A 24,420-nucleotide genomic window follows, 5' to 3' on the forward strand; every position below is an offset into this window, starting at 1 on the left:
CCACGCGCGCGTGGCGCGGGACACGAGGCTATGGCGTCGTAAAGCGGATCACGACGGTGTCGATGCCGGCATCGGATAGCCGCTGCCGGGCGCTGTTCATGTCCTCGAAGCGCGAGAACGGGCCGATGCGCACGCGGTAATACACGACCCCGCCGGCGTCGCGCTGCGTGACCTTGGATTCGAATCCCTGCAGCGCCAGCCGTGCGCGCTGCTGCTCCGCATCCTGTTCCGTGCGGTACGCGCCGACCTGCAGGAAATAGCCGGTGTTGGCCTCGCTCGCGCCCGGCTTTTGTGGGGCGGCCGGCGTGCCGGCGCCTAGCTTGGCCGATGCAGGGGTGGGCGCGCTGGCGCCGGATGGCGCGGGATGAGGTGCCAGCGTCGCGGACGGGCTCCAAGGTGCTCCGGGCTTGGGCTGCGCTGGCATGGCGCTGGCCGTGGACGGGACCTCGATGATCTGCGGCTCTTCCAGCACGCCCGTTGACTGCGATTGCTGCGAGCTTTGGCCTGGCGCCGTGTTCGGCGGCGGCTGGGTGGCCGACGGCGGCACCGGCTGACCAGGCGACTTGCCGGCCAGCACCCGATTCGGATCAAACGTCGCGCCGTTACCTGCCGTGTCGGACGTTGCCGCGGGTGCGTTGCCCTTGGACACGAACGGCGTTGGCGCTCCTCTGATGTACAGCGCCACCACAATCGCGATCGCCAGTCCGACGATCAATCCCAATACGATACCGAGGAACGTACCTCCACGTTGCTTCGAATTCGGCGAGGAAGACCGTCGTGCTTTTGCCATTGTGTTCGATTACCTGTATCTCTATGGAACCGCGCGGATGAAACCGTGGCCGCCATGCCGCCGTCGCGCCCACGTCATCCGTGACTGGGAAGCGCCGATTATACGGTCCCCGCGCATTCCGTTCCCTACATCTTCGCGGGCGCTGACACCCCGATCGTCGCGAGCCCGTTGGCTAGCACCTGGCGCGTCGCGGCCAGCAGTGCCGCGCGGGCCAGGCGCTCGCGCGCATCGTCCACGAGCACCCGCTCGGCGCGGTCGTTGTAGAACGAATGGAACTCGCCCGCCAGGTCGCGCAGATAGAATGCGACCGCATGAGGGGCAAGTTCGTTTGTCGCGTGCTCCAGCATCTGCGGATATTCGGCCAGTTTTTGCAGCAGCGCCTTGGACCGTTCGGTGTCGAGCGGCGTCAAATCGACCTGCGACCAGTCCTCGGGATCGTCCGCATAGCGTGCGCGCAACTCCGACAGCACCGAGCAGATCCGCGCATGCGCGTATTGCACATAGTAGACCGGATTCTCGTCGTTTTGCTTCAGCGCGAGGTCGATGTCGAATGTGAATTCGGTATCGGCCTTGCGCGAAATCAGGAAGAAGCGCACCGCGTCGCGGCCCTTGCGCAGCATGTCGCTGTCCAGTTGCTGAGGGCTCAGTGAGGCGGCGGACTCGTCCGGATTGCCGCCGCCGGACCATACGATCAGGTCTCGCACCGTCACGTAGCTGCCCGCCCGCTTGGAGATCTTGATCTCGCGGCCGTCGCGCATCACGGTGACCATCTTATGCAGCACGTAGTCCGGATAGCCGCTCGGAATGCCGATGGCCAATGCCTGTAAGCCGGCGCGTACGCGCGCGATCGTGCCATGGTGATCCGAGCCCTGCACGTTGATCACTTTTGTAAAGCCGCGTTCCCACTTGGTGACGTGATAGGCGATGTCCGGCACGAAGTAGGTATAGGCGCCGTCCTTCTTGCGCATCACCCGGTTCTTGTCGTCGCCGTAGTCGGTGGTGCGTAGCCACAGCGCGCCATCGTCCTCATACGTCTTGCCAGCGGCCACCAGCGCCTGGACCGCGCGCTCGACGCGGCCTTCGTCGTACAGTGACGACTCCAGGTAGTACTGGTCGAACTTGACACCGAATGCCTTCAAGTCGATGTCCTGCTCACGGCGCAGGTAAGTCACGGCGAAGCGCCGGATTGCATCGAGATTGTCAACGTCACCGGCGCCCGTTACGGGCGCGCCATCACTAGCCGACACCGTTTCGCCGGCCAGGTAGTCGCGCGCGATATCCGCGATGTAGTCGCCGTTGTAGGCCGCTTCCGGCCACTGCGCATCGCCCGGCTTGAAGCCGCGCGCCCGCGCCTGAACCGAGAGCGCAAGCGTGTTGATCTGCACGCCGGCGTCGTTGTAGTAGAACTCGCGGTGCACGGTCCAGCCCTGTGTCTGCATCAGTGCGCCGAGGGCGTCGCCGAGTGCCGCCTGCCGGCCGTGGCCCACGTGCAGCGGCCCGGTCGGATTGGCCGACACGAATTCGATCAGCACTTGCTTGCCATGGCCGCCGCGCGCCGGCGGCGCGAAGCCGAAGCGCTCGCGCTCTGCCAGTACCGCGTGCACGGTCTGCTGTTTCGCGGCGTTGGTCAGCCGCAGATTCAGGAAACCCGGGCCGGCGACTTCCGCGCCGGCGATCAGCCCGGCCGCGCGCGGGTGCGCAAGGGTGGCCTCGGCCAGTTGTTGCGCGAGCACGCGCGGATTGGCGCGCAGCGGCTTGGCCAGCTGCATCGCCAGGTTCGACGCGACATCGCCATGTGCGGCGATCTTGGGCCGGTCCAACGCGATGGTCGGCTGCACGAATGCTGCATCGCTGGCCGCCGGCGACGCCTGGACGACTCCGGCGACGGCATCTGCTAGGATCGATTCGATGATGTGTTTCTGTGCGGGCAGCATGGAATGACGGCAGTTATCGGAACAGGCGGGCGCGGCGACCCGCTGGCCGCCTGCCTCGCGAACACGCCACAAAGCGAGAATGATGGATTTTAGCAGGTGCTAAACTGTCGAATACAGGTCCAAGCCGGTGCGGTGCGCATGCGGCGCCGCGACGCGGGCGCGACCGGATCGACGAAGCGAACAAGGAGCCGCCATGCTGATCACGTTTAAGTCTCGGGCCACCGTGGATGTGACGATGCTCGAAAACCTCGCGCAATTCCTGCTGGCGATCATCGGCAAGCGCTTCGGGCAGCGTGGCGTCATCGCGCATGACGAGTTGCAGCCGGCGATCGCCAAGCTCGAGGCGGCCATTGCGCAGGACAAGCAACGTCGTGTCGAACACGACGGCCATTTCGATGACGATAAGGGGGATCACGAGGCGCATGAGGCGCCGATTGGCCTGGCGCAGCGCGCCTATCCGTTCCTCGACATGCTGCGGCAGGCGCACAAGGAGAACTCGGACGTGATTTGGGGCGTTTGAGCGCCAATCGTCCGAACAATGCGGGTGCTCCATCGCGCGCCGCGCCGCCGCCGGGCACAGCCGGTGAACGGCTGATTGCGTGCCCAAGGGCGGGATCACAGTTGCGGCGCCAGCGCGCGCCGAGCGTGCTCCAATGACAGGCCCATGCGGCGCGCGTAGTCCTCGAGTTGATCGTCGCCGATCCTGCCGACGGTAAAATACTGGCTGTCCGGGTGGGACAGATAGAAGCCCGACACGCTGGCCGCTGGCCACATTGCCAGCGATTCGGTCAGGCTCATGCCGATCTCGTCCGCTTGCAGCGTCGCAAACAGGTCACGTTTGACCAAATGGTCCGGACACGCTGGATAGCCGGGCGCGGGCCGAATGCCGGCGTATTGCTCGGCAATCAACTGATCGTTGTTCAGTGCCTCGTCGGCCGCGTAGCCCCACAAGTCGCGTCGCACGCGCTGATGCAGTTGTTCGGCGAACGCTTCGGCAAACCGGTCGGCGAGCGCCTTCAGCATGATCGCGCTGTAGTCGTCATGGTGCTGCTCGAACTGCTTCTCGCGCGCGTCGACTCCTAATCCCGCCGTGACTGCGAACAAGCCGATGTAGTCGGCGATGCCGCAGTCGCGCGGCGCAATGAAATCGGCCAGGCAGCGGTTGGGCCGCATCACGCCGTCCACGACAGGCCGCACGCTTTGCTGGCGCAGGTTGCGCCACGTCAGCGCAACCTGCGTGCGGCTCTCGTCGGTATAGATCTCGATGTCATCGTCATTCACCGTGTTGGCGGGCAGCAGTGCGATCACGCCGTTCGCGGTCAGCCAGCGTCCCTGGATCAGCCGCGCAAGCATCGCCTTGCCATCATCGAACACGCGCCGCGCCGATTCGCCGACCACCTCGTCGTCCAAGATCGCCGGGAAGCGTCCGGCCAGGTCCCAGGTTTGGAAGAACGGGCCCCAGTCGATGTAGCGCGCAAGTTCGGCCAGATCCTGGTTCTTGAACGTGCGCCGGCCGACGAACTTGGGCTTGGGGGGCACATAGCCGTTCCAGTCGATGCGGGTCTTGTTCTCGCGTGCCTGCGCCAGCGTGACTAGCGGCTGGGCCTTTTTGTTCGCGTGCTGCTCGCGGATCCGGGCATAGTCGGCGCGCAACGCGTCGATGTAGCGTGCCGCGCCCTCGTCGGACAGCAGGCTGGAGGCGACTGAGACCGACCGCGACGCGTCGGGCACGTAGACGACCGGGCCATCGTAGTTCGGCGCAATCTTCACCGCGGTGTGCACGCGCGAGGTGGTCGCGCCGCCGATCAACAGCGGGGTGTTTCTGCCACGAAAATACTCGTCGCGCTGCATCTCGGCGGCGACGTAGGCCATTTCCTCCAGGCTCGGCGTAATCAGCCCGGACAGCCCGACAATGTCGGCGCCCTCGGCTTTGGCGGTCGCGAGGATGTCCGTGCACGGCACCATCACGCCCATGTTGACCACCTCAAAGTTATTGCACTGGAGCACCACGGACACAATGTTCTTGCCGATGTCGTGCACGTCGCCCTTGACCGTGGCGATCACGATCTTGCCCTTGGGCTTCACGTCCGAGCCGGCGGCGGCCAATTGGCGCTTTTCCTCCTCGATGAACGGAATCAGGTGCGCGACTGCTTGCTTCATCACGCGCGCCGACTTTACGACCTGCGGCAGAAACATCTTACCTTGTCCGAACAGGTCGCCGACGATGTTCATGCCGTCCATCAACGGCCCTTCGATCACGTTGATCGGCCGCCCGCCGGCTTGCGCGATTTTCATGCGCGCCTGCTCGGTGTCCTCGACGATAAAGGTCGTGATGCCGTGCACGAGCGCGTGGGCCAGCCGCTGCTCGACCGGCTGCTCTCGCCATTGGAGGTTTTCCTCCTTTTTGGCCGCACCACTCTTGTACTTGTCCGCGATCTCCAGTAGCCGGTCCGTTGCGTCGGACCGACGATTGAGCACGACATCTTCGACGCGCTCGCGCAGCACGGGGTCCAACTCCTGATATACGCCGAGCTGGCCAGCGTTGACAATGCCCATATCCATGCCGGCTTGAATCGCGTGATACAGGAACACCGTATGGATCGCCTCGCGCACTGGGTCGTTGCCGCGAAATGAGAACGACACGTTCGATACGCCGCCGCTCACCTTTGCATAGGGTAGGTTCTGCTTGATCCAGCGTGTCGCGTTAATGAAGTCGACCGCGTAGTTGTTGTGCTCGTCGATGCCGGTGGCGATCGCAAAGATATTCGGATCGAAGATGATGTCTTCGGGCGGGAAGCCCACTTCGTTCACGAGGATCTCGTAGCTGCGCTGGCAAATCTGGCACTTGCGCTCGAAGGTGTCGGCTTGGCCTTTTTCATCGAATGCCATCACGACGGCGGCTGCGCCGTAGCGGCGGATCAGCTTCGCATGGTGGCGAAACGCCTGCTCGCCTTCCTTCAGCGAGATCGAGTTCACGATCGCCTTGCCTTGCACGCATTTCAGTCCCGCTTCGATCACGTCCCATTTGGACGAGTCGATCATGATCGGCACCCGTGCGATGTCCGGTTCCGACGCGATTAGGTTCAGGAAGCGAACCATCGCGGCGCGCGAATCGAGCATCGCCTCGTCCATGTTCACGTCGATCACCTGCGCGCCGTTCTCGACCTGCTGGCGCGCGACGGCGAGCGCGTCGTCGAACTGGCTGTTCAGGATCATGCGCGCGAAGGCTTTGGAGCCGGTCACATTGGTGCGTTCGCCGACGTTGATGAACAGTGTCGTGTCCGTGACGTTGAACGCTTCGAGCCCGCAAAGGCGCATCGTATGGTCGGTCATGAGTCGTTTTTTTCTTGATAATGCGCCCATGCGCGCGGCTTGATGTCGGCCAGGCGCGCGGCGATCGCTGCAATGTGCTCGGGCGTCGTGCCGCAGCAGCCGCCAGCCAGATTGACGAGGCCCGCGTCGGCGAATTCTTTGAGCAGTCCGGAGGTGACCTCCGGTGTCTCATCAAAACCGGTGTCGCTCATCGGGTTCGGCAACCCGGCGTTCGGATAGCACGACACGTACGTGTCGCACAGCTTCGCCAGCTCGGCGATGTACGGCCGCATCAGCGCCGCCCCGAGCGCGCAGTTCAGCCCGAAGGTTAGCGGCCGCGCGTGGCGCAGCGCGTTCCAGAATGCCTCGACGGTCTGTCCAGACAGGATTCGTCCGGACGCGTCGGTCACCGTGCCGGAAATCATGATCGGCAGCACCTCGCCGGTATCCTCGAACAATTGGTCGAGCGCGAACAACGCGGCTTTCGCATTGAGCGTGTCGAAGATCGTCTCCACCAGGAACAGGTCCACGCCGCCATCAAGCAGCGCTTGCGCTTGCTCGTAGTAGCTGTCGCGCAATTCGTCGAAGGTGACGTTGCGCGCTCCTGGGTCGTTGACGTCCGGCGAGATGCTTGCGGTCTTCGGCGTGGGTCCAATCGCCCCGGCGACAAAACGTGGCTTGTCCGGCGTCGAATACCGGTCGCATGCAGCGCGCGCCAGCTGTGCCGAAGCGATATTCATTTCGATCGCGAACGCCTCCAGTCGGTAATCGGCTTGGGCAATCCGGGTCGCGCCGAACGTGTTCGTCTCGACGATATCCGCGCCGGCGGCCAGGTACTGCTCGTGAATCTGGCCGATGATCTGCGGCTGCGTGATCGACAGCAACTCGTTGTTGCCCTTGACATCATGGTCCAGCGTGGTGAACCGTTCGCCCCGGTACTGGGCTTCGGACAGCTTGTAGCGCTGGATCATCGTGCCCATTGCGCCGTCCAGTATTAGGATGCGGCGCGCGAGCAGCGCGGGCAGTGCGCTGCCCCGGGTGTAGCGAAGGCTGTATGCGTTTTGCATGGAGTAAATGCACGAATCGCGGCTGGCTACGTCGCGTCACGTCGTGACGGTCGGCGGCGGCGCGTGCCGAAATGCGCCACAATATAGCATTCTAAAAGAAAAACTCCACTGGACATTGAACCGACCCCACAAAGTTGGACAGTTTCGGAAAGCTAGGGCTGACTGGGCTGGGTCCTGTATTGCACAGGACCCAGCCCTTTTAGTTTGAGTTTTGAGCATCGCGCTCACCATCTTGAACGCCGCACGGCGGCTGGTCTCGTAAGCGACGATCTCGCCGTTGTACAAGTCCAGCACCGGCAAAAAATAAAGCTTGTGCTCGGGGTGACGTCGGTCGCCCAACTGTTCATCTTTCTGATACACAGACGTCACCGGCATGGTCCCACTGACGCCCCGGCATGGTCCCACGACGTTGGACCCTTCGCACACCGACTCTCGCGCATACGCGAGCCCGCACCGGCTTGCGTGGTATTGTCCGCCTCAAGTTCGTCCAAATAGCAAATGGGACTAGCCCACGCCACTGACGACATAGCGTATTGCAGGTTATCGGAAACCGGCAACTTGAACGATATTCACTGCGCATTGCGCGTGAGCGTGAACACTTGACCGACTAAGCGAAGTGCGGCGTATTATCGGCGATTGTCAAGTCATGTGATCCGCTTGGCTGAAACGACCTGACATGCTACGCACATTGAGTGATTGCTCGGCAGATGTCCGCTGTTGTTACCCGCTTGCATCACTCGCCTGTCATACCACGGCTTATCCGCACGCTTATGTCCTCCGCTAAAAACCTCGTGCTTGTGAAGTATCGCTGCGCGCCTGTGCCTACTTTTCGCTAGCCTGCTGCGCAACCTCGCTACGCGTGGCGTCTTCTTTACTTCTTGCTGAGCTTGCCGATGGACTTCGATCTGAATGCCGCTTTGAACGACTATCAGACCTATATCTGCGCGTTAGAGGCTCGCCCGACACCCGCCGCGTCGGCAGCACCGCCGCCGCAGCCACCCAGCACCGCGTGGTCAAACCCATCGGCCAAGCGGCCCACCACCTACCAGGACCTGCCGACCGAAGTCATCGCGCGCATTGGTGACTACGTGCCCGTCCAAGACGTGATGTCGTTTGCCACCGTTGACCGGCGTACGTATCATGCAATGCAGACTCGGCGCCTCGTTCATAGCTATTGGCAACGAGCAAAACAAGCGGTGACCTTCCAGTCGATCCACCGCCTGCTCGATGAGATGGACGGCACGCTCGCCGATCCAGCGCAGTACGCCGACCCCCTGGACGCGCTGTGCCAACGTTTGAAAACGTTGGAGGCCGGGCGCACCCGCGTATTTAAGCGTTTATTCGCAGCCGCGCAGCGTATCCCGCAAGACGGCGTGCAGATACAAAAAGCGCTGTTGCTCATGCACCGGGATTTCACCTATGAGCGCGAATGGATGGAACTGTTTGACTTTGCCTACGCGCTGGCCGAACAGCGTGAGCCCGGGCAGGACAATGTATGGCCGGAACTAGCGCTTGGGCTGTCGAATTTTTCACTCGACACACCTGAGACCCCTGAGTTTGCTCAGTGGTATTACAAGATTCTGGCACGGCTGCCGTCGTTGAGCGTAGCCGAGCAAGCGCAGATCATTCCCACATTGACCCGTTTACTAGATAAATTTAATCAAGCAGACCCGCGCATCCCTGAACTTTATACGCTCTTACACGACTACGCGTTACGCCTGCCCCCTCTCATCAAGGCGCATCGGTCGGCGCGTTGGCAAGTTACGTGTGGCAATTGCCGGAAGCGGAACAATCCGCGCGGTATGTGCAAATGCGCGACTGGGTGCTGTCGCTGCCTGACGACCAGTGGGGGGTCGCGCTGCAGCGTTTGCCCGAAGGACTGGGTAGGTTCTCCCCTAAGCGACAAGCGCAGGAGCTGGCGTTGCTTGAACGCTATTTGACGCGCGTGCCCGCGGCGCAGCGCACGCAAGCAGCAGTCGGGTTCATTAGAAGTATCTATTTCATCAATGACACGCTAGCCAAGCGGGGATGGCAGCAGGGATTGAGTCTACTGAACGGGGCGGGTGAAGCCGCTTTATGGGAGGTACTGAGCGAGCTTCGGGCCAATGGAGTGCTATGGCACTTGAACAATCGCAAATGGAAAGTGGCGATGGGTGAGATCACGCGCTTTATGAAAGCCAACCAGTTTTCCAAACCAGCCCAGGCGCGAATCCACGACAGTGAGTCCTGGCTCAGAAGTCGGCCAGATTAACAGCTGAACCTGCACCATCACTTATTTGATCCGCACGTTGTTTCGGCTGCGTGCTGCCTATCATTGCCAGCTTCGCACAAGCTTCTTCAAAAGTGTGAGTTGCCAACAGACGAGGTAACCGCTTCCGCCTATCAGCATGGCACTATCCGACAAGAACATGACATTTGCAGTCCATCGCTGTGCTCAGCTTCCCGTTTTCAGCTAGCCTGCTGTGCGGCCTCACTTCGTATTGCGCCGTTTTTTATCGACTGCCGAGCTTACAGATGGACTTTGATCTGCATGCCGCTTTGAACGACTACCAAGCCTACATGTGTGCGTTGCAGTCGTGCCCGCAGTCTGCTGCGTCGGCACCCCCGCCGACATTGAAACCAGCAAGCGGTGGGCTGGCGAACCTGCCGGCCAGCCGGCCCACGACATATCGTGACCTGCCGCGCGAACTCATTGAACGGATCGGTGATTACGTGCCCGTTCAAGACGTGGGAAATTTTTCAGCAGTCGATCGTCGCACGTACCATGCGATGCAAAGTCGGCGCGTAGTCTACCGCTACTGGCAACGAGCCAACCAAGCCGTAAGTCTCGCGTCAGTCAACCAGCTGCTCAGTGAGATGAATGGCACGCTCGCCGATCCGGCGCAGCACGTCGAGCCGCTTGAGGCGCTGCGTCAGCGGTTGGAAGCATTGCCGTATCGCGAGCAAGGCGAAGCCTTCAAGCGCATGTACGCGGCAGCGCAGCGTATTCCGAAGGATGGCGTGCAGATACAAAAAGCGCTGTTGCTGCACTCATTGCCCGATTTTCATTGGAGCCATCGGGATGAACTATTCGACTTCGCTTACGCGATGGCGCAGCGGCGTGCACCCGAAGAAGATAATGTCTGGACAGAATTGGCTGACAGTTTGAAATTTTTGTTGTTTGGCTCAGCTGAGTTTGTCGAGCGTTATCAGGCGCTCGTGGCTCGGCTTGCGCCCTTGAGGGTATCCGAGCAAGCGGAGCTGATCCCGGTATTGTGTCTGCGAATGATTCACTTTGGGGGAAACGACGACCGCCGCCCTGAGTTGTACGCAGTGTTACGCGTACACGCGTTGCAGCTGCCACCCTCTGTGCAAGGCGCATCGGTTGGCATGTTAGCAAGTTTCATATGGGTTTTACCGCAAACGGAACAGCTTGCACAGTATACGCAGCTGCGTGATGTAGCGCTGTCGCTGCCTGACGAGCAGTTGGGCGTTGCGCTAAGCTATCTCCCAGAGGGGTTGACGCATTTATCGCGCGAGCACCACGCACACGAACTCCAGTTACTGGAGCCAGCATTGCTGCGCGTACTGCCAGCGCAGCGCGCACAGGTCGCACTTGGCCTACTAACGTGCACCTACAATCTGGACGATGCACTGGTAAAGTGGGCCTGGCAGCAGGGGTTGAGTCTACTGAATGGCGCGGGCGAAGCCGCTTTATGCGATGTGCTTAGCAGACTTCGATTCGCGGGTGTGCTAAAGAACTTAGACGATCGTCAATGGAATATAGCAAGGGTTGAGATTACCCGCTTTATGAAAGCCAACCAGTTCTCTGAGCCGGCCCGGGCGCGAATCCGGGACAGTGTGCCTTGGCTCAGAAGTGTGCCACATTAACCAGCAGCTGAACCCGCATACTTCGTTTATCCGGGGGATCTTTCGCGAGTCGGGCAGGACGATGCCAGTTCACCGCCTACATTCAAGGGGTGAGCCACCACCCTAAGTAGGATTCGCCATGGACCACCGGATACCCCTTTCTCCCATTAATGTAGGCGCTAGCACATCATCCGCGCCACCCAGCATTTCGCAGCGCTCAACGGCTCCCTTACAGGGAACCTCTCGATCTACACCCTCGGCGCTCTCGGGGCTGTGTTGCCTAAGCCGAAGCTCAAGCACTGAGACCAATGGGTCTGTCTCAGCGGAAGAGACTCAGGGACAATCGATCGGTCAGTCAGTGCTTTCTGGAGTGCACAGTTGTATAACGAGTTGCCTACCCAATTTGGGACCGAATCTCTCCAACTTGACCCCAGAACAGCGCAGCGAGTACTACTGCAATCAGGCAGCGGACTATGCCAGACGTTCCGCAGCACGCGGTTCGAATGGTAATCCACTGCATGAAAAAGAAAATGAAGCCTTGACGAGTAAAGGCAACATATGTTGAGGTGCAGTCAAGGACTGTGCGTTAAAGCAAGAGCCATCCCTAAAAATCGGTATAAATCGGTGGATGTTAAGACAGATTGGGAATTCCGGCTGATGTCCCAGGTTTTGTTCCGCAAAGCCGAAAATGCCTCAGGCGGAATAAGGGTTTGCGGGCTGCGCCCCAAACTCGATTGCGGAACGGATTATCATAAATAATTGATATTTACAGAATTTTACGAAGCATTAGAACCGAGCATGACGATCAACGGGACACACCCACCAGCGGGCAAGCGATGACAGGACGGTTGCGCTGCAAGCGTTCGGCGCGCTGCTGTCAGAGCCGTACCTCCTCGGGCGAGATGGGCGCAATCTGGCACTGATTGAGCTATACCCAGCTCGGCTTCGCGAAATTGCGCAGCTGCTGCAGGCGTAAGTGACTGAAAAGCGCTTGTCTAGTCACCGATTAGCCAAAACACGCAGTGAGTCGGTCAACGATGCTCGCTCTCGCCGTGGCAGATAAGGTTTAGGCGACTGTCACGCTCGATCGATCCGGAGCTAGACGCCGCGCTCATTTCTGGTAATAATGATCATTATGATTGATATGGAAAAGGAGGGTGCGATGATTACCGAAGTCAATGCCGTGAACTTCCGACAAAACCTAGGCGAAATGCTCAATCAGGTACAGTATCGCAACGACAGCATCGTTATCAATAAGGATGGCAAGCCGGTCGCAGCGCTCGTCGACGCCGAATTATTCGCCCGCATCCGGCGTATGCAGGACCGCTTCAATGCGCTCAGCGACCGAATCGCCGAAGCCTATGCCGGCGTGCCGGTTCAGGAAGGTCAGGCGGAGATCGATGCCGCGGTGGCCGCTGAGCGGAAGCGGTGCTGATGGCTAGCTTACGTGTCGTGCTTGATACCAACGTGCTGGTATCAGGCTTGGCTTACCCGAGCAGCGTGCCTGGGCGCATCGTCGCGGCTTGGCGCCAAGGCGGGTTGGAGGTGGCACTGTCGCACTACATCTTAGACGAGATGGTCCGGGTTCTACCGCGGTTGCCTAGGGTAGGCATGACACCGGCGCAAATTCGCGATCTAGCCGACAGTTTTATGTTATTGGCCGATGTAGTCGAGCCAGAAGGCGCGCAGGACGCAAGTTTGCGCGATTCCGCTGATCAGCCCGTATTACTTACGTTGCTGGCAGCGAAAGCGCAGTATCTCATTACGGGGGACAAGGATCTGTTGACGCTGGCGGATCGGTATCCTATCGTCACGCCCGCGGATTTCTGGACGCGCCATGGGACCTAGTTGAAATCGGCTGGTGCTGAGAGTGCTCGTGTATTGATCCGGCACGCTCGCGCGATGCCTTCGGGGGACCCGCGATAAGCATGTCCTCCAGCTTGAACGCGCCTTCGGCAAACAGGAACTTCGCGCGCAGCGCTTAGAACGAATAGCCACGGCCCAGCCGGTTCATTACGCGGATCGGTTGTTCAAGCTCTCCATGTAAGCGTTCGTTACGGGGCGATCAAAGTACGCCAGAATCTCCGGCATCCAGTTCTGGAATGCCGTGGTCAACGGTTCGAAGTGCCTGTGCAGGCCGTACGGGATGGACCTGTACCAGCCCAAAGGCGTCGTGTGCCTCATCGGGCGGCTGGCAATCGTAGATTCCATAAATGGCTTCTTTAAGCCTGTACGCTTTGCCGAGTAAAGGATAGTTTAGCGTCCAAACTTCCATCAGCAGCCGCTCTTGGCCGGTCAAGTCGCGCTCGCGTTTGAGTAGCACGACGCGATCGCGCGTAAGCGTTGCGGAATGACCGCCTTGCTTTAGCATTTGGCCTTCTGACACGAGGACCGACCGCATGCCGCTGGAGCCACTTTACGTTACTAACCGGGTTGTTGCGATCATTCTGCCCAACGCGCCGTTCGTCGATTGGACCAAAGCGGCAAGGACAATTGTCTGGATAATGCCGCCATGCAGAGTTTCTTCGGCACGCTCAAGTCCAAACTCTTTCATCTTGAGCGCTTGCGCAACCTGGATGAACTGCAGACCAGTCTGGCACGCTACATCACTATTACAACCACGATTCGCATCAAACTCAAACTAAAAGGGCTGAGCCCTGTGCAATACAGGACCCAGCCCAGTCAGCCCTAGCTTTCCGAAACTGTCCAACTTTGTGGGGTCGGTTCAATGTCCAGTGAGGTTTTTGGAGTCCGCCAGCGATCGAAGATCAGTGCAGCACGACGGGTTGGTTCATCAGGCTGTCGAATTGCCCGAGGAATTCGTCGACTTCCTCCAGCGACGGTTGCTCTTGGATCAGGCGCTGCACGTGCTCGCGAAAGCGAGCCGCCATCGAGCCGTCGATGAATATCTCGCGCTGCGCATTTTTGTCGACGATCTCGAAACCGCCGGACAGCATTGTGCCGTGCTCGGCTTGGGGGGCGAATTCGACAACGCAGTAGTTCGGGCTGTTGTAGATCATTTGCATGGCGACACTCCTCAATTCTGTTGCTCTGCCACGGTTTGCACCGTAGATGGAGAGGGTGGTCAGAAATTCAAGGGGCCGACCCGGAACGGGTATTCCCTGCGGTTACATTATGTTACGTTGTTGAACTAACTGCCGTTCCGAATCTACCGATTCGACCGCCGGTGCGGAAAAGGATTCCAGCGCCAGGCCGACGCACTGAACGGCCAAGCGAAGCATCCGCGTTACGGTTTCGCCGGCGCCTGCCATGGCGATGATTCAGCATGGCCTATGCCCGGCACAGACGTGGGTGCATCGGCGGTCGCGGGCGCCGGATGCTTTTGAGCGGGCTCGGCTGGGGCGACGGTCCCCTCTTCGGGCATGCCGATCGCCTCGGACAGGGTGGGCCGGCCCGTCCCGCTGTTCGCCGGTAGCTTGCCGTGCCACAGCAATTCGACTTGCGTGCCGTTTGGCTCAGTTTGCACTAGCCTGACCGGCAGGTAATCGAGCATAGGGCAGAGCCATACGTCGATGCGCCGCCGGTCGCCGTTGCGGCGTGGCAGGCGCATAAAATGTAATGCATCGACGAATCCTTGCCGAGTCTGCACCGATTCGGTGCCCATCATCTCGATCGGCCAGGTCTCGCCACTGTCGCTGTCGGCGACGAAAAACTGGCGTGTGACGCCCGGTGTATAGGCCGACGGGTTACCGCGCACGAGGCTGGCCAATTGCATCACCATGCTGAAGCGGTCTTGCGCGCCGTCGGACAGTGGCAAGATTTGAGGCGAGCGCGAGAACGCGATGCGTCCCGGCTGCGTGTCGCGCTCAAAGCGCGTCGTATCGGTGCCTCGGCGCCCGCGCTGTTCCACGTAGCGTTGCGGCGCGAGCCCGAATGCGTCGACGCGGCCCTCGCTGGTGAAGCTGTATGTGCCCACGAACGGCAGCGTCATCGAGACGACCATTTGGTAATGTGCGCCATTGGTGGTCCAACGCAGCGTGCCAGCCTGATTTTGCACGCCGTTGTAGAAAGTGTCGTACCGGATATCCGCGCTCGGGGGCAGCGCGAATTTTTCGCCGCCGGGCGCGAGCGGCGCGGAGGCCGGCGACGGGGCTGAGGCGGCTGACGTGCTCGAAGCATTTGAAGTACCAGAAGCAGCTGAAGTAACCGAAGTAGCCGAAGTAGTTGAAGCAGTCGAAGCATCGGATGCGCTCGACGCCGCGGCCACGTGCGACGCGTCGTTCGCGACCGCGTCGCGCGTGGCCGGCGGCGGTTGCCAGCTGGTGTCGTATTCGCTGGCGAGCGGGCCGCGTGTGCCGGCAAAGGCCTGTGCGGCCGTGTCAGCCGGTGTGTGCGGGGTCAGCGCGCCCGGCCGGGTGTTGTCTTTCGCGCGCGGTGTCCGGGCGGGCGGCAGGCCAGCGGTGTCGGCGCGCGTAGCACGGGACGTGTTCGGCTGTGGTACCACCGCTTGCAAGACATCGCTGGACGGCAGGGCTGCCGCGCTGGGCGGCGAGAGAGGCGCCGCGTGTGGCGCATCACCGGTCACCGACGCGGCGCGCTCGGGCTGCATCGCCGAGTCGATCGGCCGCGGTATCAGCACGGCGACCTGGATGGGGATCTCGCTCGGCATCAGTGCGAGGTTCAGTCCAGGCACGCGTTCTAACCACACGCCAGCTAGCGCATGGGCGAGCAATACCAGCGCCAAGGTGACGACCCAGCGCGTGGCTGGCCCGCGTGCATGCCGGCGGCATGAGTGGCTGGCAACGATCGTGCTGGGCCGCCGCGATGCGGCGTGCGAAGACAATTCCGCCATGGATTTCCAAGCAGGCGGGCACTACGCGTTGCATGCGCGATCGTACCCCAGTTCATAGGACAGCCATTGCATAGGACAGCCATTGCGCGCAGTCGCGCAGCGCCACGTCGATTTCGCCGCCCCAGCGGATATCAAACGTGCCTTCCTGTCCGGCCGCGATCAGCGCGAGCGCTCCAGTGGCATCGAACACTGGCCTGCAGAACGCATAGAGCGGCGGCAGCAGCATACCCTGCGTCCGTGCGGCACCGTGTTTGCGAACCTTGGCAAATAGCGCTTTGGCATCCGTTGCGTGCGCGGGGCATTGGGCAGCCGCGACGCGCGTGCATCGCGCAGTTCGTGCTCGATTATCGCCGCTGCACGGCAGGTAGGCAGCAAACAGCCGCTCAGTGGCCGAACTGAGCAATGGCATCACATCGCCGAGCTTGAGCGAGGCTTTGGCTGGATGGCTCAACTCCGTCCAGTGTACGACAGTCGGCCCTGATTGCCCCAAACTGCGATGCCCACCGTCTGGTCGAGCTGATCACGCAGTCTGGTCAATGCGATTCGCGAGCTTCATGCCGTCCACGCGCACGAGTCGCGCCAGGCCTATCTGCAGCGTAAAGTCGCCGAGTTCGTAGCGCTGTGCCAAATCGCGCAGCATCATTGCATGTGGTTTGTTGGTCAACACCTCGAGCAGCTTAAAGCCAACCTCGATCGACTGAATGCCAGAGCGCACCTTGTCTTCGCCGATATCGCCGCGCTCGTTTTCAACTTCCTCTCCCATTGTGGCGGGCGTCTGCTAGTGTTCAGACTATCGGGCGTGCTGCCCGCTTCCGGACAGGCCGATGAAAGATTTTCCGAACGACCTACACTACGCCCGCTACGAAGCGCTAAAGCTGCGCCGACACGAGCACGGGATTCTCGAAGTGATCATGAGTGGTGAAGGGGGCAACAAGAGCGCGTTGGCCACCGCCGATGAACGGATGCATCGCGAACTGGCGGATATCTGGCGCGACATCGACACTGATCCGCACACACGGGTGGCGATCATCCGCGGCGAAGGTAAGGGATTCTCCGGCGGCGGCAATCTGGCATTGGTCGAGCAGATGGCCAACGACTTCCAGGTGCGCGCGCGGGTATGGCGCGAGGCGCGTGACCTCGTCTACAACCTGGTTAATTGCAGCAAGCCGGTGGTCTCGGCGATGCACGGTCCGGCGGTGGGGGCTGGCCTGGTGGCCGGCTTGCTCGCCGATATTTCAATCGCCGCGAAAAGCGCGCTCATCATCGACGGACATACGCGGCTGGGTGTGGCCGCCGGCGATCACGCGGCGATCGTCTGGCCGCTGCTGTGTGGCATGGCCAAGGCCAAGTATCACCTGCTGCTGTGCGAGCCGGTGTCCGGCGACGAAGCTGAGCGTATCGGCCTGGTGTCGCTGACGGTCGACGATATCGACCTGGTGCCGAAGTCCTTTGAGCTGGCGCAGCGATTGGCCAACGGCTCGCAAAGCGCCATCCGTTGGACCAAGTACGCGTTGAACAACTGGCTACGCAGCGCCGGCCCGACGTTCGACACATCGCTGGCGCTGGAATTTCTCGGTTTCGGTGGGCAGGACGTGCACGAAGGCATTCATTCGCTGCGCGAGCGTCGCGCGCCACGGTTTCCAGACGGTGCGCCGTTCTGACTGGGCGATGCCCATTATGACCGAGCAGCAGAGGGAGGCAGGATCAATGAGCGATTCAGGCGGCAATACCCCATTTTCGTCATTCCCGCAGTTTTCGCCGAATGCCGGCTATCAGATGTTCGACAGCTTGCTCAAGCTGATGCGTATGCCGGACAGTTTTGCAGACGGCGGCGGGCCGACGTCGTCACCGCTCGGGCTCAGACCGGATATCGTCGCGCAGCTGATGAGCGTTGAGGAGCTCGATAAGCGCATCATCGATCTTCAAGCGGTCGAACAGTGGCTCAAGCTCAACTTGTCGATGCTGCAGTCGATGATCCAGGCGCTGCAGGTGCAACGCTCGACGCTTGCGACGCTGCGCGCGTTCGGCGCATTCGTGCAGGCGCCGATGACGTCTGCGCCGGACGGCGCGTCTGGCGCAGGCCGTCCGTCGGGCGAGTCCGGCATAAGTGGCGATGCGCGCGGTGAGCCATGGTCGCCGCCGGCCGCAGCGGGTCAAGCGAACGGAGCAAACGGAGCAAACGGAGCGGATGATGCCCGGCGGACCGGCTCGCATGCGGCGTCTGCGGCTGACGATCCCCCGGAGCAAGCGGCGGCCGCGGATCCGTTTGCGTTCGCAAGGGCGTTTTACGATGTCGCGAGCGATGTGGTAAAGGGTGCGATGGAAGGCGCGGCCGGCGCCACCAGACCTGCCGACGCGGACCCGGCCGCCCCTGGCGAGGCATCGCCGCAACGGGACGCGCCGGCGGCGCACGGGACCCGGGCGGCGCAGGCGGGCGAACCGGTTGCCGGACAGCGGGGGCCCGATACGCAGGACGGCGCGCCAGCGGATCGTCGTACACCGGATACGTCGCGGGGTGAAGCCGCCGACGCTGCTGCGGCGGCTGATGCCGGCGAGCACGCGGCCGCGTCCAGGGCCGGCGAGCCGCTCGACGTGTCAGCCTGGTGGAACTTGTTGCAGACGCAATTCGAGCAGATTGCCCGGTTCGCGGTTGCGCCGCATACGATGCCCGGTGCATCGGTGTCTGCCGACAATATCAAGGAAGCGATGCGGCAGCGGGTCGACGAGGGGCTGGGGCGTTCGCCGTCGAGCGCTTCGGCGGGGGCGGGCCGATCCGCTGCAAAGGCCCGCGCGCCGTCCAAGCGCGCGGCAGCAGCTGCAAGCGGATCGGCGACCCAGGGCGGCGCCATGGCGGAAAGCGGAATGGCTTCAAGCGGCACGTCAGTGGCGGCAGGCAAGTCGGCGAGGCACAGCGGCTCGGCAAAGCACGGCGGGTCCGCTGCGAAGGATAAATCTGCGACGCGTAGCAAGCTGGCGACGGCGACGGGTCGCAAGGTCCCAACGGCTCGCAACGCCGCCACCCATGGTAACGCCACGAGTGGCACGGCCACGACAGGCAATAAGGCCGTGATTGGCAGCAGCGCCGACGCGGACAATAGGCCGTCAGCGGCCCGCAAGCGCACCAAGGGAACGATGCCGGCGGCCGGCGTGCGCGAGCGCCGCGGCCAGACCGCCAAATAGCACCGGACATCGATGCCGGATGCTTCCGCGCCGCCGGCTACCCGACCCTTGCGCAGATCGGCCGGCAGATCGTGATCAGCGTGTTTCTTGAGGCACTTGGCGTGCACATCGAGCCGGTAAAGCACGTGAGCTGCCTGCTCATGCACCCGCCCGATGCGGTGATCACGCGTAACTGGCGGCGCGTGGATATGGTAACGCGCTCTCCCAGCGAGCTGATCACGCTCGGCTATTGCGACGTGCTGCAACGGCACGATGCACTGGCCGCATTGATGCGGCCGTCCCTGTAGACAGCCATCGTCATGCCCCGTGATGTGGCCGGTGCTTGCGGACCGAATGAACCCATCTTGCACTATTGTCCGGGATTTGTCCGCATATAGCTGCGAATTTATCGGTTACAAACCGCTTTCTTCTGTCCCCAAAAGCGTAAATTAGGGTTAGGATTGGCGGCCACGTTTGAACAATAAGGGGCGCGCCGCATCGGCGAAGCTTCACGACACCTATGGCCAAGCACATTTCCGCCGATGGGCAAACGGCAGAGGCAGCAGATTGGGGGCCGGCGCATGGCGACGGCGCGAGTGGCCGGATGCATGGGGACGATACCGGCGTGCCCGAGCCGTCACTATCGCCGGTCGGCATTGGTGCCCTTGCCCATGAAATCGGCTTGACGAAGGATACGTTGCGCGTTTGGGAGCGCCGATACGGTTTTCCTCGGCCGCTGCGCAACACGGGTGGCGAACGCCTGTATCCGGCCGAGCAGGTCCGCAAGCTGCGGCTTGTGAAGCAGTTGCTGGACGCCGGGCATCGTCCGGGCAACGTGTTGCTGCATTCCGAGCCGGTTTTGCGTGCGATGGTGCGCCAGAGCACGCCGGTGTCACCCCACGTGGACTTGGCGCCGCTGCTCGAACTGATCGATACCGAGCGTTGGACGGCGCTGCGCGACGAACTGATGTGGCGCCTGGTGCGCGTGGGCATCGAGCGCTTCATCGACGAAATCGCAATCCCGCTTGGCGCGCGGGTAGGCCAGGCGTCGGCGGGCGGATCGCCGAGCGCCGCGCATGCGCCGGCGCTCGGACAGGTGCTGCAGGACGTTTTCCGACGTGCGGTGCGGCTGCTCACGGATGTCGTACGGGGCCGGCCCTGCGCGTTGCTGGCGGCGGTCCCAGGCGCGGCGCATGATGTGCAACTGGCGATGATGGAAGTCTTGTTTGTGCTCTCCCGCTGCCGCTGCGCGGTGATGAGTGCCGGCGTATCGATCGATGAGATCGCCGACGCGGCGCGCGCTAGCGATGTTGACATGGTCGTGTTATCGATGGCAGCCGCACCCGACGCCGAGTCTGCGGCGCGCGCGGCCAGCGAGCTGCAGACTCGGCTGCCGCCGCAGGTGCAACTGTGGACCAGCGGCGGCAACGTCCCGCGCCGCCTCGCGCAACAGGGGATCCAACACTTGGTGTCGATGACGCACATCGATGGTGCAGTCACGCAGTGGCGTCAACACCGCGTGCTATCATAATTGGAACGTTGTACATTGGCGCCGCGCAACAGCTAAACACGATGGATAACAGACGCTGCGGGGCCGCTTCGCGGCAACGCGGATTCTCTCGGAAGGCGTCGCCCCGCTGCGGCATTTTTCCGCACCTGGGCGGGCCGCGCTCACGTAAAATCCTGCGTTTGCCCGTCTGCCGGGTCGAACCATGCGGCGCACGATATCGATGACGGGCGCAACGCAGTCTACGTTTTTCAGGTTGATAGGGTGGCACCATGAACACCATGCTTTATCCGGAACTCTACCGCTCGCTCGAATCGGTTCGCTGGGATATGGAAAAGGACATCCCGTGGGACAAGTTCGATGGGTCGATGTTGACTGACGAACAAGCGAACACAATTAAGATGAACGCGATCACCGAATGGTCCGCGTTGCCGGCGACAGAGATGTTCCTGCGTGATAACCATAACGACAGCGACTTCTGCGCGTTTATGAGCGTTTGGTTCTTTGAGGAACAAAAGCATGCGCTGGTATTGATGGAATATCTGCGGCGCTTCCGCCCCGAGTTCGTGCCGACCGAGCAGGAGTTGCACGCGGTGCGCTTCCCGTTCGACCCGGCGCCGCCGCTGGAAACGCTGATGCTGCATTTCTGCGGCGAGATCCGGTTGAACCACTGGTACCGCCGTGCGGCCGAGTGGCATACAGAGCCGGTGATCAAGCACATCTACGAGACGATTTCACGCGACGAGGCGCGGCATGGCGGCGCCTACCTTCGGTATATGAAGAAGGCACTGGCCACGGCCGGCGACTCCGCGCGCGCCGCATTCGCGAAGATCGGCGTGCTGATGTCGTCGGCTCGGCGTACCGAGAAGCCGCTGCACCCGACGAACCTACACGTGAACCGGCAGTTATTTCCGCGGGACACCGTGCAATCGCGACTGCCCGACCCGGAATGGCTTGAGCGCTGGCTGGACGAACAGATCCGATTCGACGACACATGGGAAAAAAAGGTGATCGAGCGGATCCTGCACAACTTGTCGCTGCTGTTCGAGCGCACGTTCACGACGGCGCAGGAATTGAACCGTTACCGCAAGGAGTTGGCGGCGCGACTGCAGCGCGATGCCGACGTGGGCGGCACAGCACAGCCGGCGTAGGCCCATGCCGGCTTCGTTCGAGCGCAAGATCGTCGAGTGGCAAACGTTGCTCGGGTGCCGAGCCTCGCTCGGTGCGCCGGTCGTGTTCACCAATGGTGTGTTCGATATCCTGCATCGCGGGCATGTGACGTATCTGGACGATGCCCGCGCGTTGGGCGCGTGCCTGGTGGTCGGCGTCAACAGCGATGCGTCGGTGCGGCAGCTTGGCAAGGGCGACGATCGCCCGATCAATGCGGAAGCGGACCGCATGGCGTTGCTTGCCGCGCTAGAAAGCGTTGATTACGTCGTGATGTTCAACGAGTCGACGCCAATCGAGTTGATCCGCGCGTTGCGCCCGGACATTCTGGTCAAGGGCGGCGACTACGACATGGACAAGCTGCCGGAATCGGCATTGGTGCGCAGCTGGGGCGGCCGCGCACTAGCAATTCCGTTTGAGCACGACCGCTCGACGACGAAGCTGCTGCAGCGCGTACGCTTCCGCTGATCACGGGCTGAGCGCGCACGCGGCCACCCCCGAATCCTGGCCCGGCCCGCCGATCATCGGCTGTGGCTGTGGCTGTGGCTGTGGCTGTGGCTGTGGCTGCGGCCGTGCCGGGTCGAGCGGCTGGGCGCGCAGCGCATCCGGACGTACTTGGTTGCTCCGGTGAAACGGCTCGCTGGGATCGGCCGCCGGAGCCGGGCCAAACGCGCCACGGAGTGTCACGAATCCGAGTACGTTCGCGACCAGCAATCCTGCAATCAACCAGCGCAGCATCTGCGATTCTCCGTGCTTCTTCTCTAGAGGGGCCGCTGCGTCAGGCGCCGTGCCTGTGCGCCGTCACCTCGTCTTGCGCAATCAGCGCGAGCCCAGACAGTATCAAATGATCGTGCCGCGTGTGCGGCACAGTCAGCGCTGGCGCCAATGCGTCGGCGGCACCGCCGCCAAGCACCATGCGTACCGATGCGCCGCCGAGTTCGGCGCGCCATGTCAGGTAAGCATGCTCGATCAAGCCGGTTTGCGCGAGCGCACATCCGGCGCACAGCGACGCGGGCGTGTCGGTGCCGAACGTCAGGCCCGGCTTGCCGGCCAGCGCGGAGCGTGCGCCCGCCGGCGTCAGCGTCGGCAACTGCGCGGTATGCTCGCCGAGCGAACGCATCATCAATGACCATCCCGGTGCAATCAAGCCGCCGACAAAGATGCCGTCGGCGCGCAGCGCTTCGATCGTCGTCGCAGTGCCGAGCGTGACGATCAGCAGATGCTCACGCGGGTAGGCCGCACGTGCACCGATCATGCCGGCCCAGCGATCGGTGCCCAGTTGTGTCGGCTCGCCATATCCGTTTGTCACCCCGCATTGTGAGCGGCGCGATACGATGGTCGTGCGTGCGATGCCTGGCCAGCGCGCATCGAGCATCGCCGACAGGCGCGCGGCGACGTGCTGGCCCGCAACGTTGGAGATCCAGATATCGGCTGGTGTCGGCAAGTCGTCCCACTGCAGTCCCGCCGCGCGTGCGGCGACGTCGCCCTGCGCGTCGTCCAGCGGGTTTTCGTGCGAGAACGCGCCGAGTTGCCGCAGACTGCCATCGGCGCGCACCAGCGCCCATTTGGTGCGGCTATTGCCCGCGTCGATCACCAGGCGGTGGCCGGCCGTGCCGGCAAGGTCAGAATCGATCATGGCGGCTTACGCGTCGTCGTTGTGCGGCTGTTGTTCACGCGCGCATCCGGTAGCGGGCGGCTTGCCGGCGCCCGGGAGAGCGGGGGCGGGCGCGTCGGACGCGGGCACGCCGCCGGGGGGCAATCCGGACGGACACAGCCCTGCGGTGGATACGGCAGCCGTCGGCAGCCCGCCCGTGCACGCACCGCAAGCAGACAAACCGGGCGCTGGCCGCGCCGGCGAATCAACGCTTGCGGCAAGCCGCAGCGACACGTCGCCCGTGGCGATCGCCCGGATTGCTTGTGGCGTGCGTATCAGCAATTGCCCTTGTTCGTCAACGCCGTATGCGATGCCGCGTGCCATCTCGTCGCCTTGCTCCAAGACGACGACCTCTTGGTCCGCATACGCATGCTTGGCGATCCAGGTGTCACGGAACGGCTCGAAGCCATGCCGGCCGAAGCGCTCCAGCCCGACTGCCAGCGCATTGAGCACCGCGCCGAGCACGGGGGTGAGCGCAGCATGCGGCCACGCGCGGGATAGTGCAACAGGTATGGTCGGCAGCGTGGCGCGAAGCGTTTCGTGCAACGACGCAATCTGCTGCTCCAACTCATTGGCGCCATTGATGTTCAGGCCCACGCCGACCACCAGCGCGGTGGCGTCGCGCGTACTCCATACAGTTTCCACGAGCACGCCGGCTAGCTTTGCGCCGTCCAGCAGGATGTCGTTTGGCCACTTGAGCGAGAGCCTCCCGCTGGCATCCAGCGGCAGAGTACGCAGCCCGTCCACGATCATCGCGCCGAGCGCCAGGCTTAGCCCGGCGAGCCGGTCCGGCGCGCGCGGCATCAAGTAGCCGAGCGAGAACAGCAGCGCATTGCCCGGGGTGGCCAACCACGGCCGGCCGCGCCGTCCTCGTCCCGCCGTCTGTGAATAGGCAACGCGCACGCTCGGCTCGAACGGCACGCCGCGCGCTTCCTTCAGCCGTGCGACGAGATCCGCGTTGGTCGAGCCGGTCTCGTAGACTACCTCGATTGCCCAGCGCGAAGGCCATGGGTCGAGTAGCTCGAGGAGCCGCTCGCGTTCGATGCGGCGGGCCGCCGCCGGCCGAGGATCGCCGCCGGCGGTGGTCTCACCCGGGATGCCGGGCGGATCTTGGGGGGAAGAATGATCGGACATCTTGCTATTGTAGCGAGGCCATGCTGCGCCTTTC

The 24,420-nt window shown here is 62.4% G+C and carries 19 protein-coding genes and 5 pseudogenes; 12 read left to right on the plus strand and 12 right to left on the minus strand.

Going from position 1 to position 24,420, the window contains the following annotated elements:
* Positions 1 to 28: 28 nt before the first annotated feature.
* The gene (locus B0O95_RS02730; protein ID WP_104076509.1) at positions 29 to 790 is read right to left on the minus strand and encodes an SPOR domain-containing protein; all 762 of its coding nucleotides are present in this window, start codon (positions 788 to 790) and stop codon (positions 29 to 31) included.
* Between the two features lie 125 nt (positions 791 to 915).
* Complete coding sequence (gene argS, locus B0O95_RS02735) at positions 916 to 2,724, minus strand: arginine--tRNA ligase (protein WP_104076510.1); 1,809 nt, start codon at positions 2,722 to 2,724, stop codon at positions 916 to 918.
* A gap of 193 nt (positions 2,725 to 2,917) precedes the next feature.
* Between argS and B0O95_RS02740 the strand changes: the two genes are divergently transcribed.
* A complete protein-coding gene (locus B0O95_RS02740; protein WP_104076511.1) occupies positions 2,918 to 3,244 on the plus strand; it encodes a DUF1840 domain-containing protein in 327 nt (108 codons plus the stop codon).
* 95 nt (positions 3,245 to 3,339) lie between these two features.
* Here the strand turns inward: B0O95_RS02740 and metH are convergent, their stop codons facing one another.
* Together metH and B0O95_RS02750 are read right to left on the minus strand one after the other, a co-directional pair.
* On the minus strand, positions 3,340 to 6,057 hold the full coding sequence (metH, locus tag B0O95_RS02745; RefSeq protein WP_233203049.1) for a methionine synthase: 2,718 nt from the start codon (positions 6,055 to 6,057) through the stop codon (positions 3,340 to 3,342).
* Complete coding sequence (locus B0O95_RS02750; RefSeq protein WP_104076512.1) at positions 6,054 to 7,103, minus strand: homocysteine S-methyltransferase family protein; 1,050 nt, start codon at positions 7,101 to 7,103, stop codon at positions 6,054 to 6,056. Before B0O95_RS02750 ends, metH begins: the two co-directional genes overlap by 4 nt.
* Before the next feature lie 878 nt (positions 7,104 to 7,981).
* Between B0O95_RS02750 and B0O95_RS02765 the strand changes: the two are divergent.
* The 4 genes and pseudogenes from B0O95_RS02765 to B0O95_RS02780 all read left to right on the plus strand — a co-directional run bounded on the left by B0O95_RS02765 (position 7,982) and on the right by B0O95_RS02780 (position 12,800).
* Positions 7,982 to 9,354: pseudogene (locus tag B0O95_RS02765) on the plus strand (hypothetical protein).
* A gap of 263 nt (positions 9,355 to 9,617) precedes the next feature.
* On the plus strand, positions 9,618 to 10,973 hold the full coding sequence (locus B0O95_RS02770) for a hypothetical protein (protein ID WP_199180415.1): 1,356 nt from the start codon (positions 9,618 to 9,620) through the stop codon (positions 10,971 to 10,973).
* 1,114 nt (positions 10,974 to 12,087) lie between these two features.
* Positions 12,088 to 12,387 (plus strand): type II toxin-antitoxin system Phd/YefM family antitoxin, encoded by a 300-nt coding sequence (locus B0O95_RS02775; RefSeq protein ID WP_233203051.1) that lies wholly within the window; start codon positions 12,088 to 12,090, stop codon positions 12,385 to 12,387.
* Positions 12,387 to 12,800, plus strand: coding sequence for a putative toxin-antitoxin system toxin component, PIN family (locus B0O95_RS02780; protein WP_104076515.1), 414 nt, complete (start codon positions 12,387 to 12,389; stop codon positions 12,798 to 12,800). The genes B0O95_RS02775 and B0O95_RS02780 overlap by 1 nt, the downstream gene beginning before the upstream one ends.
* 165 nt (positions 12,801 to 12,965) lie before the next feature.
* Here B0O95_RS02780 and B0O95_RS16875 read toward each other — a convergent pair whose 3' ends face one another.
* A complete protein-coding gene (locus B0O95_RS16875; RefSeq protein WP_332908550.1) occupies positions 12,966 to 13,163 on the minus strand; it encodes a transposase in 198 nt (65 codons plus the stop codon).
* Positions 13,129 to 13,353: pseudogene (locus B0O95_RS16880) on the minus strand (transposase); the annotation flags it as partial. The pseudogene B0O95_RS16880 and the gene B0O95_RS16875, both read right to left, overlap by 35 nt.
* Positions 13,354 to 13,431: 78 nt before the next feature.
* Between B0O95_RS16880 and B0O95_RS02790 the strand changes: the two are divergent.
* Positions 13,432 to 13,644, plus strand: a pseudogene (locus tag B0O95_RS02790) (IS3 family transposase); the annotation flags it as partial.
* Positions 13,645 to 13,720: 76 nt separating this feature from the next.
* Here B0O95_RS02790 and B0O95_RS02795 read toward each other — a convergent pair.
* The 3 genes and pseudogenes from B0O95_RS02795 to B0O95_RS02810 form a co-directional block, all read right to left on the minus strand.
* Positions 13,721 to 13,978, minus strand: a complete 258-nt coding sequence (locus B0O95_RS02795) for a BTH_I0359 family protein (protein WP_041753891.1) — start codon at positions 13,976 to 13,978, stop codon at positions 13,721 to 13,723.
* Positions 13,979 to 14,199: 221 nt separating this feature from the next.
* A complete protein-coding gene (locus B0O95_RS16295) occupies positions 14,200 to 15,765 on the minus strand; it encodes a DUF3108 domain-containing protein (protein WP_233203053.1) in 1,566 nt (521 codons plus the stop codon).
* 52 nt (positions 15,766 to 15,817) lie between these two features.
* A pseudogene (locus B0O95_RS02810) lies at positions 15,818 to 16,528 on the minus strand (IclR family transcriptional regulator domain-containing protein).
* A gap of 61 nt (positions 16,529 to 16,589) precedes the next feature.
* Here B0O95_RS02810 and B0O95_RS02815 point away from each other — a divergent pair.
* The 6 genes from B0O95_RS02815 to rfaE2 all read left to right on the plus strand — a co-directional run bounded on the left by B0O95_RS02815 (position 16,590) and on the right by rfaE2 (position 22,066).
* Positions 16,590 to 17,426: an enoyl-CoA hydratase/isomerase family protein gene (locus B0O95_RS02815; protein ID WP_104076518.1), complete on the plus strand. Its 837-nt coding sequence runs from the start codon at positions 16,590 to 16,592 to the stop codon at positions 17,424 to 17,426.
* A 46-nt stretch (positions 17,427 to 17,472) separates the two neighbouring features.
* Positions 17,473 to 18,945: a PhaM family polyhydroxyalkanoate granule multifunctional regulatory protein gene (locus B0O95_RS16300; protein ID WP_233203054.1), complete on the plus strand. Its 1,473-nt coding sequence runs from the start codon at positions 17,473 to 17,475 to the stop codon at positions 18,943 to 18,945.
* A 71-nt stretch (positions 18,946 to 19,016) separates the two neighbouring features.
* Positions 19,017 to 19,232 (plus strand): hypothetical protein, encoded by a 216-nt coding sequence (locus B0O95_RS02825; protein WP_104076519.1) that lies wholly within the window; start codon positions 19,017 to 19,019, stop codon positions 19,230 to 19,232.
* A gap of 212 nt (positions 19,233 to 19,444) precedes the next feature.
* On the plus strand, positions 19,445 to 20,455 hold the full coding sequence (locus B0O95_RS02830; protein ID WP_104076520.1) for a MerR family transcriptional regulator: 1,011 nt from the start codon (positions 19,445 to 19,447) through the stop codon (positions 20,453 to 20,455).
* A 248-nt stretch (positions 20,456 to 20,703) separates the two neighbouring features.
* On the plus strand, positions 20,704 to 21,582 hold the full coding sequence (locus B0O95_RS02835; protein WP_104076521.1) for a ferritin family protein: 879 nt from the start codon (positions 20,704 to 20,706) through the stop codon (positions 21,580 to 21,582).
* Positions 21,583 to 21,586: 4 nt separating this feature from the next.
* The gene (gene rfaE2 / locus B0O95_RS02840; protein WP_104076522.1) at positions 21,587 to 22,066 is read left to right on the plus strand and encodes a D-glycero-beta-D-manno-heptose 1-phosphate adenylyltransferase; all 480 of its coding nucleotides are present in this window, start codon (positions 21,587 to 21,589) and stop codon (positions 22,064 to 22,066) included.
* On the opposite strand, the gene B0O95_RS02845 is transcribed toward rfaE2, so the two are convergent.
* From B0O95_RS02845 to B0O95_RS02855, 3 genes and pseudogenes are all read right to left on the minus strand, one after another.
* A complete protein-coding gene (locus B0O95_RS02845; protein WP_104076523.1) occupies positions 22,067 to 22,336 on the minus strand; it encodes a hypothetical protein in 270 nt (89 codons plus the stop codon).
* 40 nt (positions 22,337 to 22,376) lie between these two features.
* Positions 22,377 to 23,234 carry a type III pantothenate kinase gene (locus tag B0O95_RS02850; RefSeq protein ID WP_104076524.1) on the minus strand — a complete coding sequence of 286 codons (858 nt, stop codon included), beginning with the start codon at positions 23,232 to 23,234 and terminating at the stop codon, positions 22,377 to 22,379.
* 234 nt (positions 23,235 to 23,468) lie between these two features.
* Positions 23,469 to 24,386 (minus strand): annotated as a pseudogene (locus B0O95_RS02855) (biotin--[acetyl-CoA-carboxylase] ligase); the annotation flags it as partial.
* Between the last annotated feature and the right edge of the window lie 34 nt (positions 24,387 to 24,420).

This window comes from Mycetohabitans endofungorum (assembly GCF_002927045.1).
Taxonomy (GTDB): Bacteria; Pseudomonadota; Gammaproteobacteria; order Burkholderiales; family Burkholderiaceae; genus Mycetohabitans; species Mycetohabitans endofungorum.

Bases quoted from the DNA above. Each gene is read 5' to 3' on its own strand.
- B0O95_RS02780 (WP_104076515.1), top strand. From the start codon at position 12,387: ATGGCTAGCTTACGTGTCGTGCTTGATACCAACGTGCTGGTATCAGGC.
- B0O95_RS02815 (WP_104076518.1), top strand. From the start codon at position 16,590: ATGAAAGATTTTCCGAACGACCTACACTACGCCCGCTACGAAGCGCTA.
- B0O95_RS02795 (WP_041753891.1), bottom strand. From the start codon at position 13,978: ATGCAAATGATCTACAACAGCCCGAACTACTGCGTTGTCGAATTCGCC.
- B0O95_RS02730 (WP_104076509.1), bottom strand. From the start codon at position 790: ATGGCAAAAGCACGACGGTCTTCCTCGCCGAATTCGAAGCAACGTGGA.
- B0O95_RS02770 (WP_199180415.1), top strand. From the start codon at position 9,618: ATGGACTTTGATCTGCATGCCGCTTTGAACGACTACCAAGCCTACATG.
- B0O95_RS02775 (WP_233203051.1), top strand. From the start codon at position 12,088: ATGATTGATATGGAAAAGGAGGGTGCGATGATTACCGAAGTCAATGCC.
- B0O95_RS16300 (WP_233203054.1), top strand. From the start codon at position 17,473: ATGAGCGATTCAGGCGGCAATACCCCATTTTCGTCATTCCCGCAGTTT.
- B0O95_RS02845 (WP_104076523.1), bottom strand. From the start codon at position 22,336: ATGCTGCGCTGGTTGATTGCAGGATTGCTGGTCGCGAACGTACTCGGA.
- argS (WP_104076510.1), bottom strand. From the start codon at position 2,724: ATGCTGCCCGCACAGAAACACATCATCGAATCGATCCTAGCAGATGCC.
- rfaE2 (WP_104076522.1), top strand. From the start codon at position 21,587: ATGCCGGCTTCGTTCGAGCGCAAGATCGTCGAGTGGCAAACGTTGCTC.
- metH (WP_233203049.1), bottom strand. From the start codon at position 6,057: ATGACCGACCATACGATGCGCCTTTGCGGGCTCGAAGCGTTCAACGTC.
- B0O95_RS02835 (WP_104076521.1), top strand. From the start codon at position 20,704: ATGAACACCATGCTTTATCCGGAACTCTACCGCTCGCTCGAATCGGTT.
- B0O95_RS02750 (WP_104076512.1), bottom strand. From the start codon at position 7,103: ATGCAAAACGCATACAGCCTTCGCTACACCCGGGGCAGCGCACTGCCC.
- B0O95_RS16875 (WP_332908550.1), bottom strand. From the start codon at position 13,163: ATGGAATCTACGATTGCCAGCCGCCCGATGAGGCACACGACGCCTTTG.
- B0O95_RS02830 (WP_104076520.1), top strand. From the start codon at position 19,445: ATGGCCAAGCACATTTCCGCCGATGGGCAAACGGCAGAGGCAGCAGAT.
- B0O95_RS02850 (WP_104076524.1), bottom strand. From the start codon at position 23,234: ATGATCGATTCTGACCTTGCCGGCACGGCCGGCCACCGCCTGGTGATC.
- B0O95_RS02740 (WP_104076511.1), top strand. From the start codon at position 2,918: ATGCTGATCACGTTTAAGTCTCGGGCCACCGTGGATGTGACGATGCTC.
- B0O95_RS16295 (WP_233203053.1), bottom strand. From the start codon at position 15,765: ATGGCGGAATTGTCTTCGCACGCCGCATCGCGGCGGCCCAGCACGATC.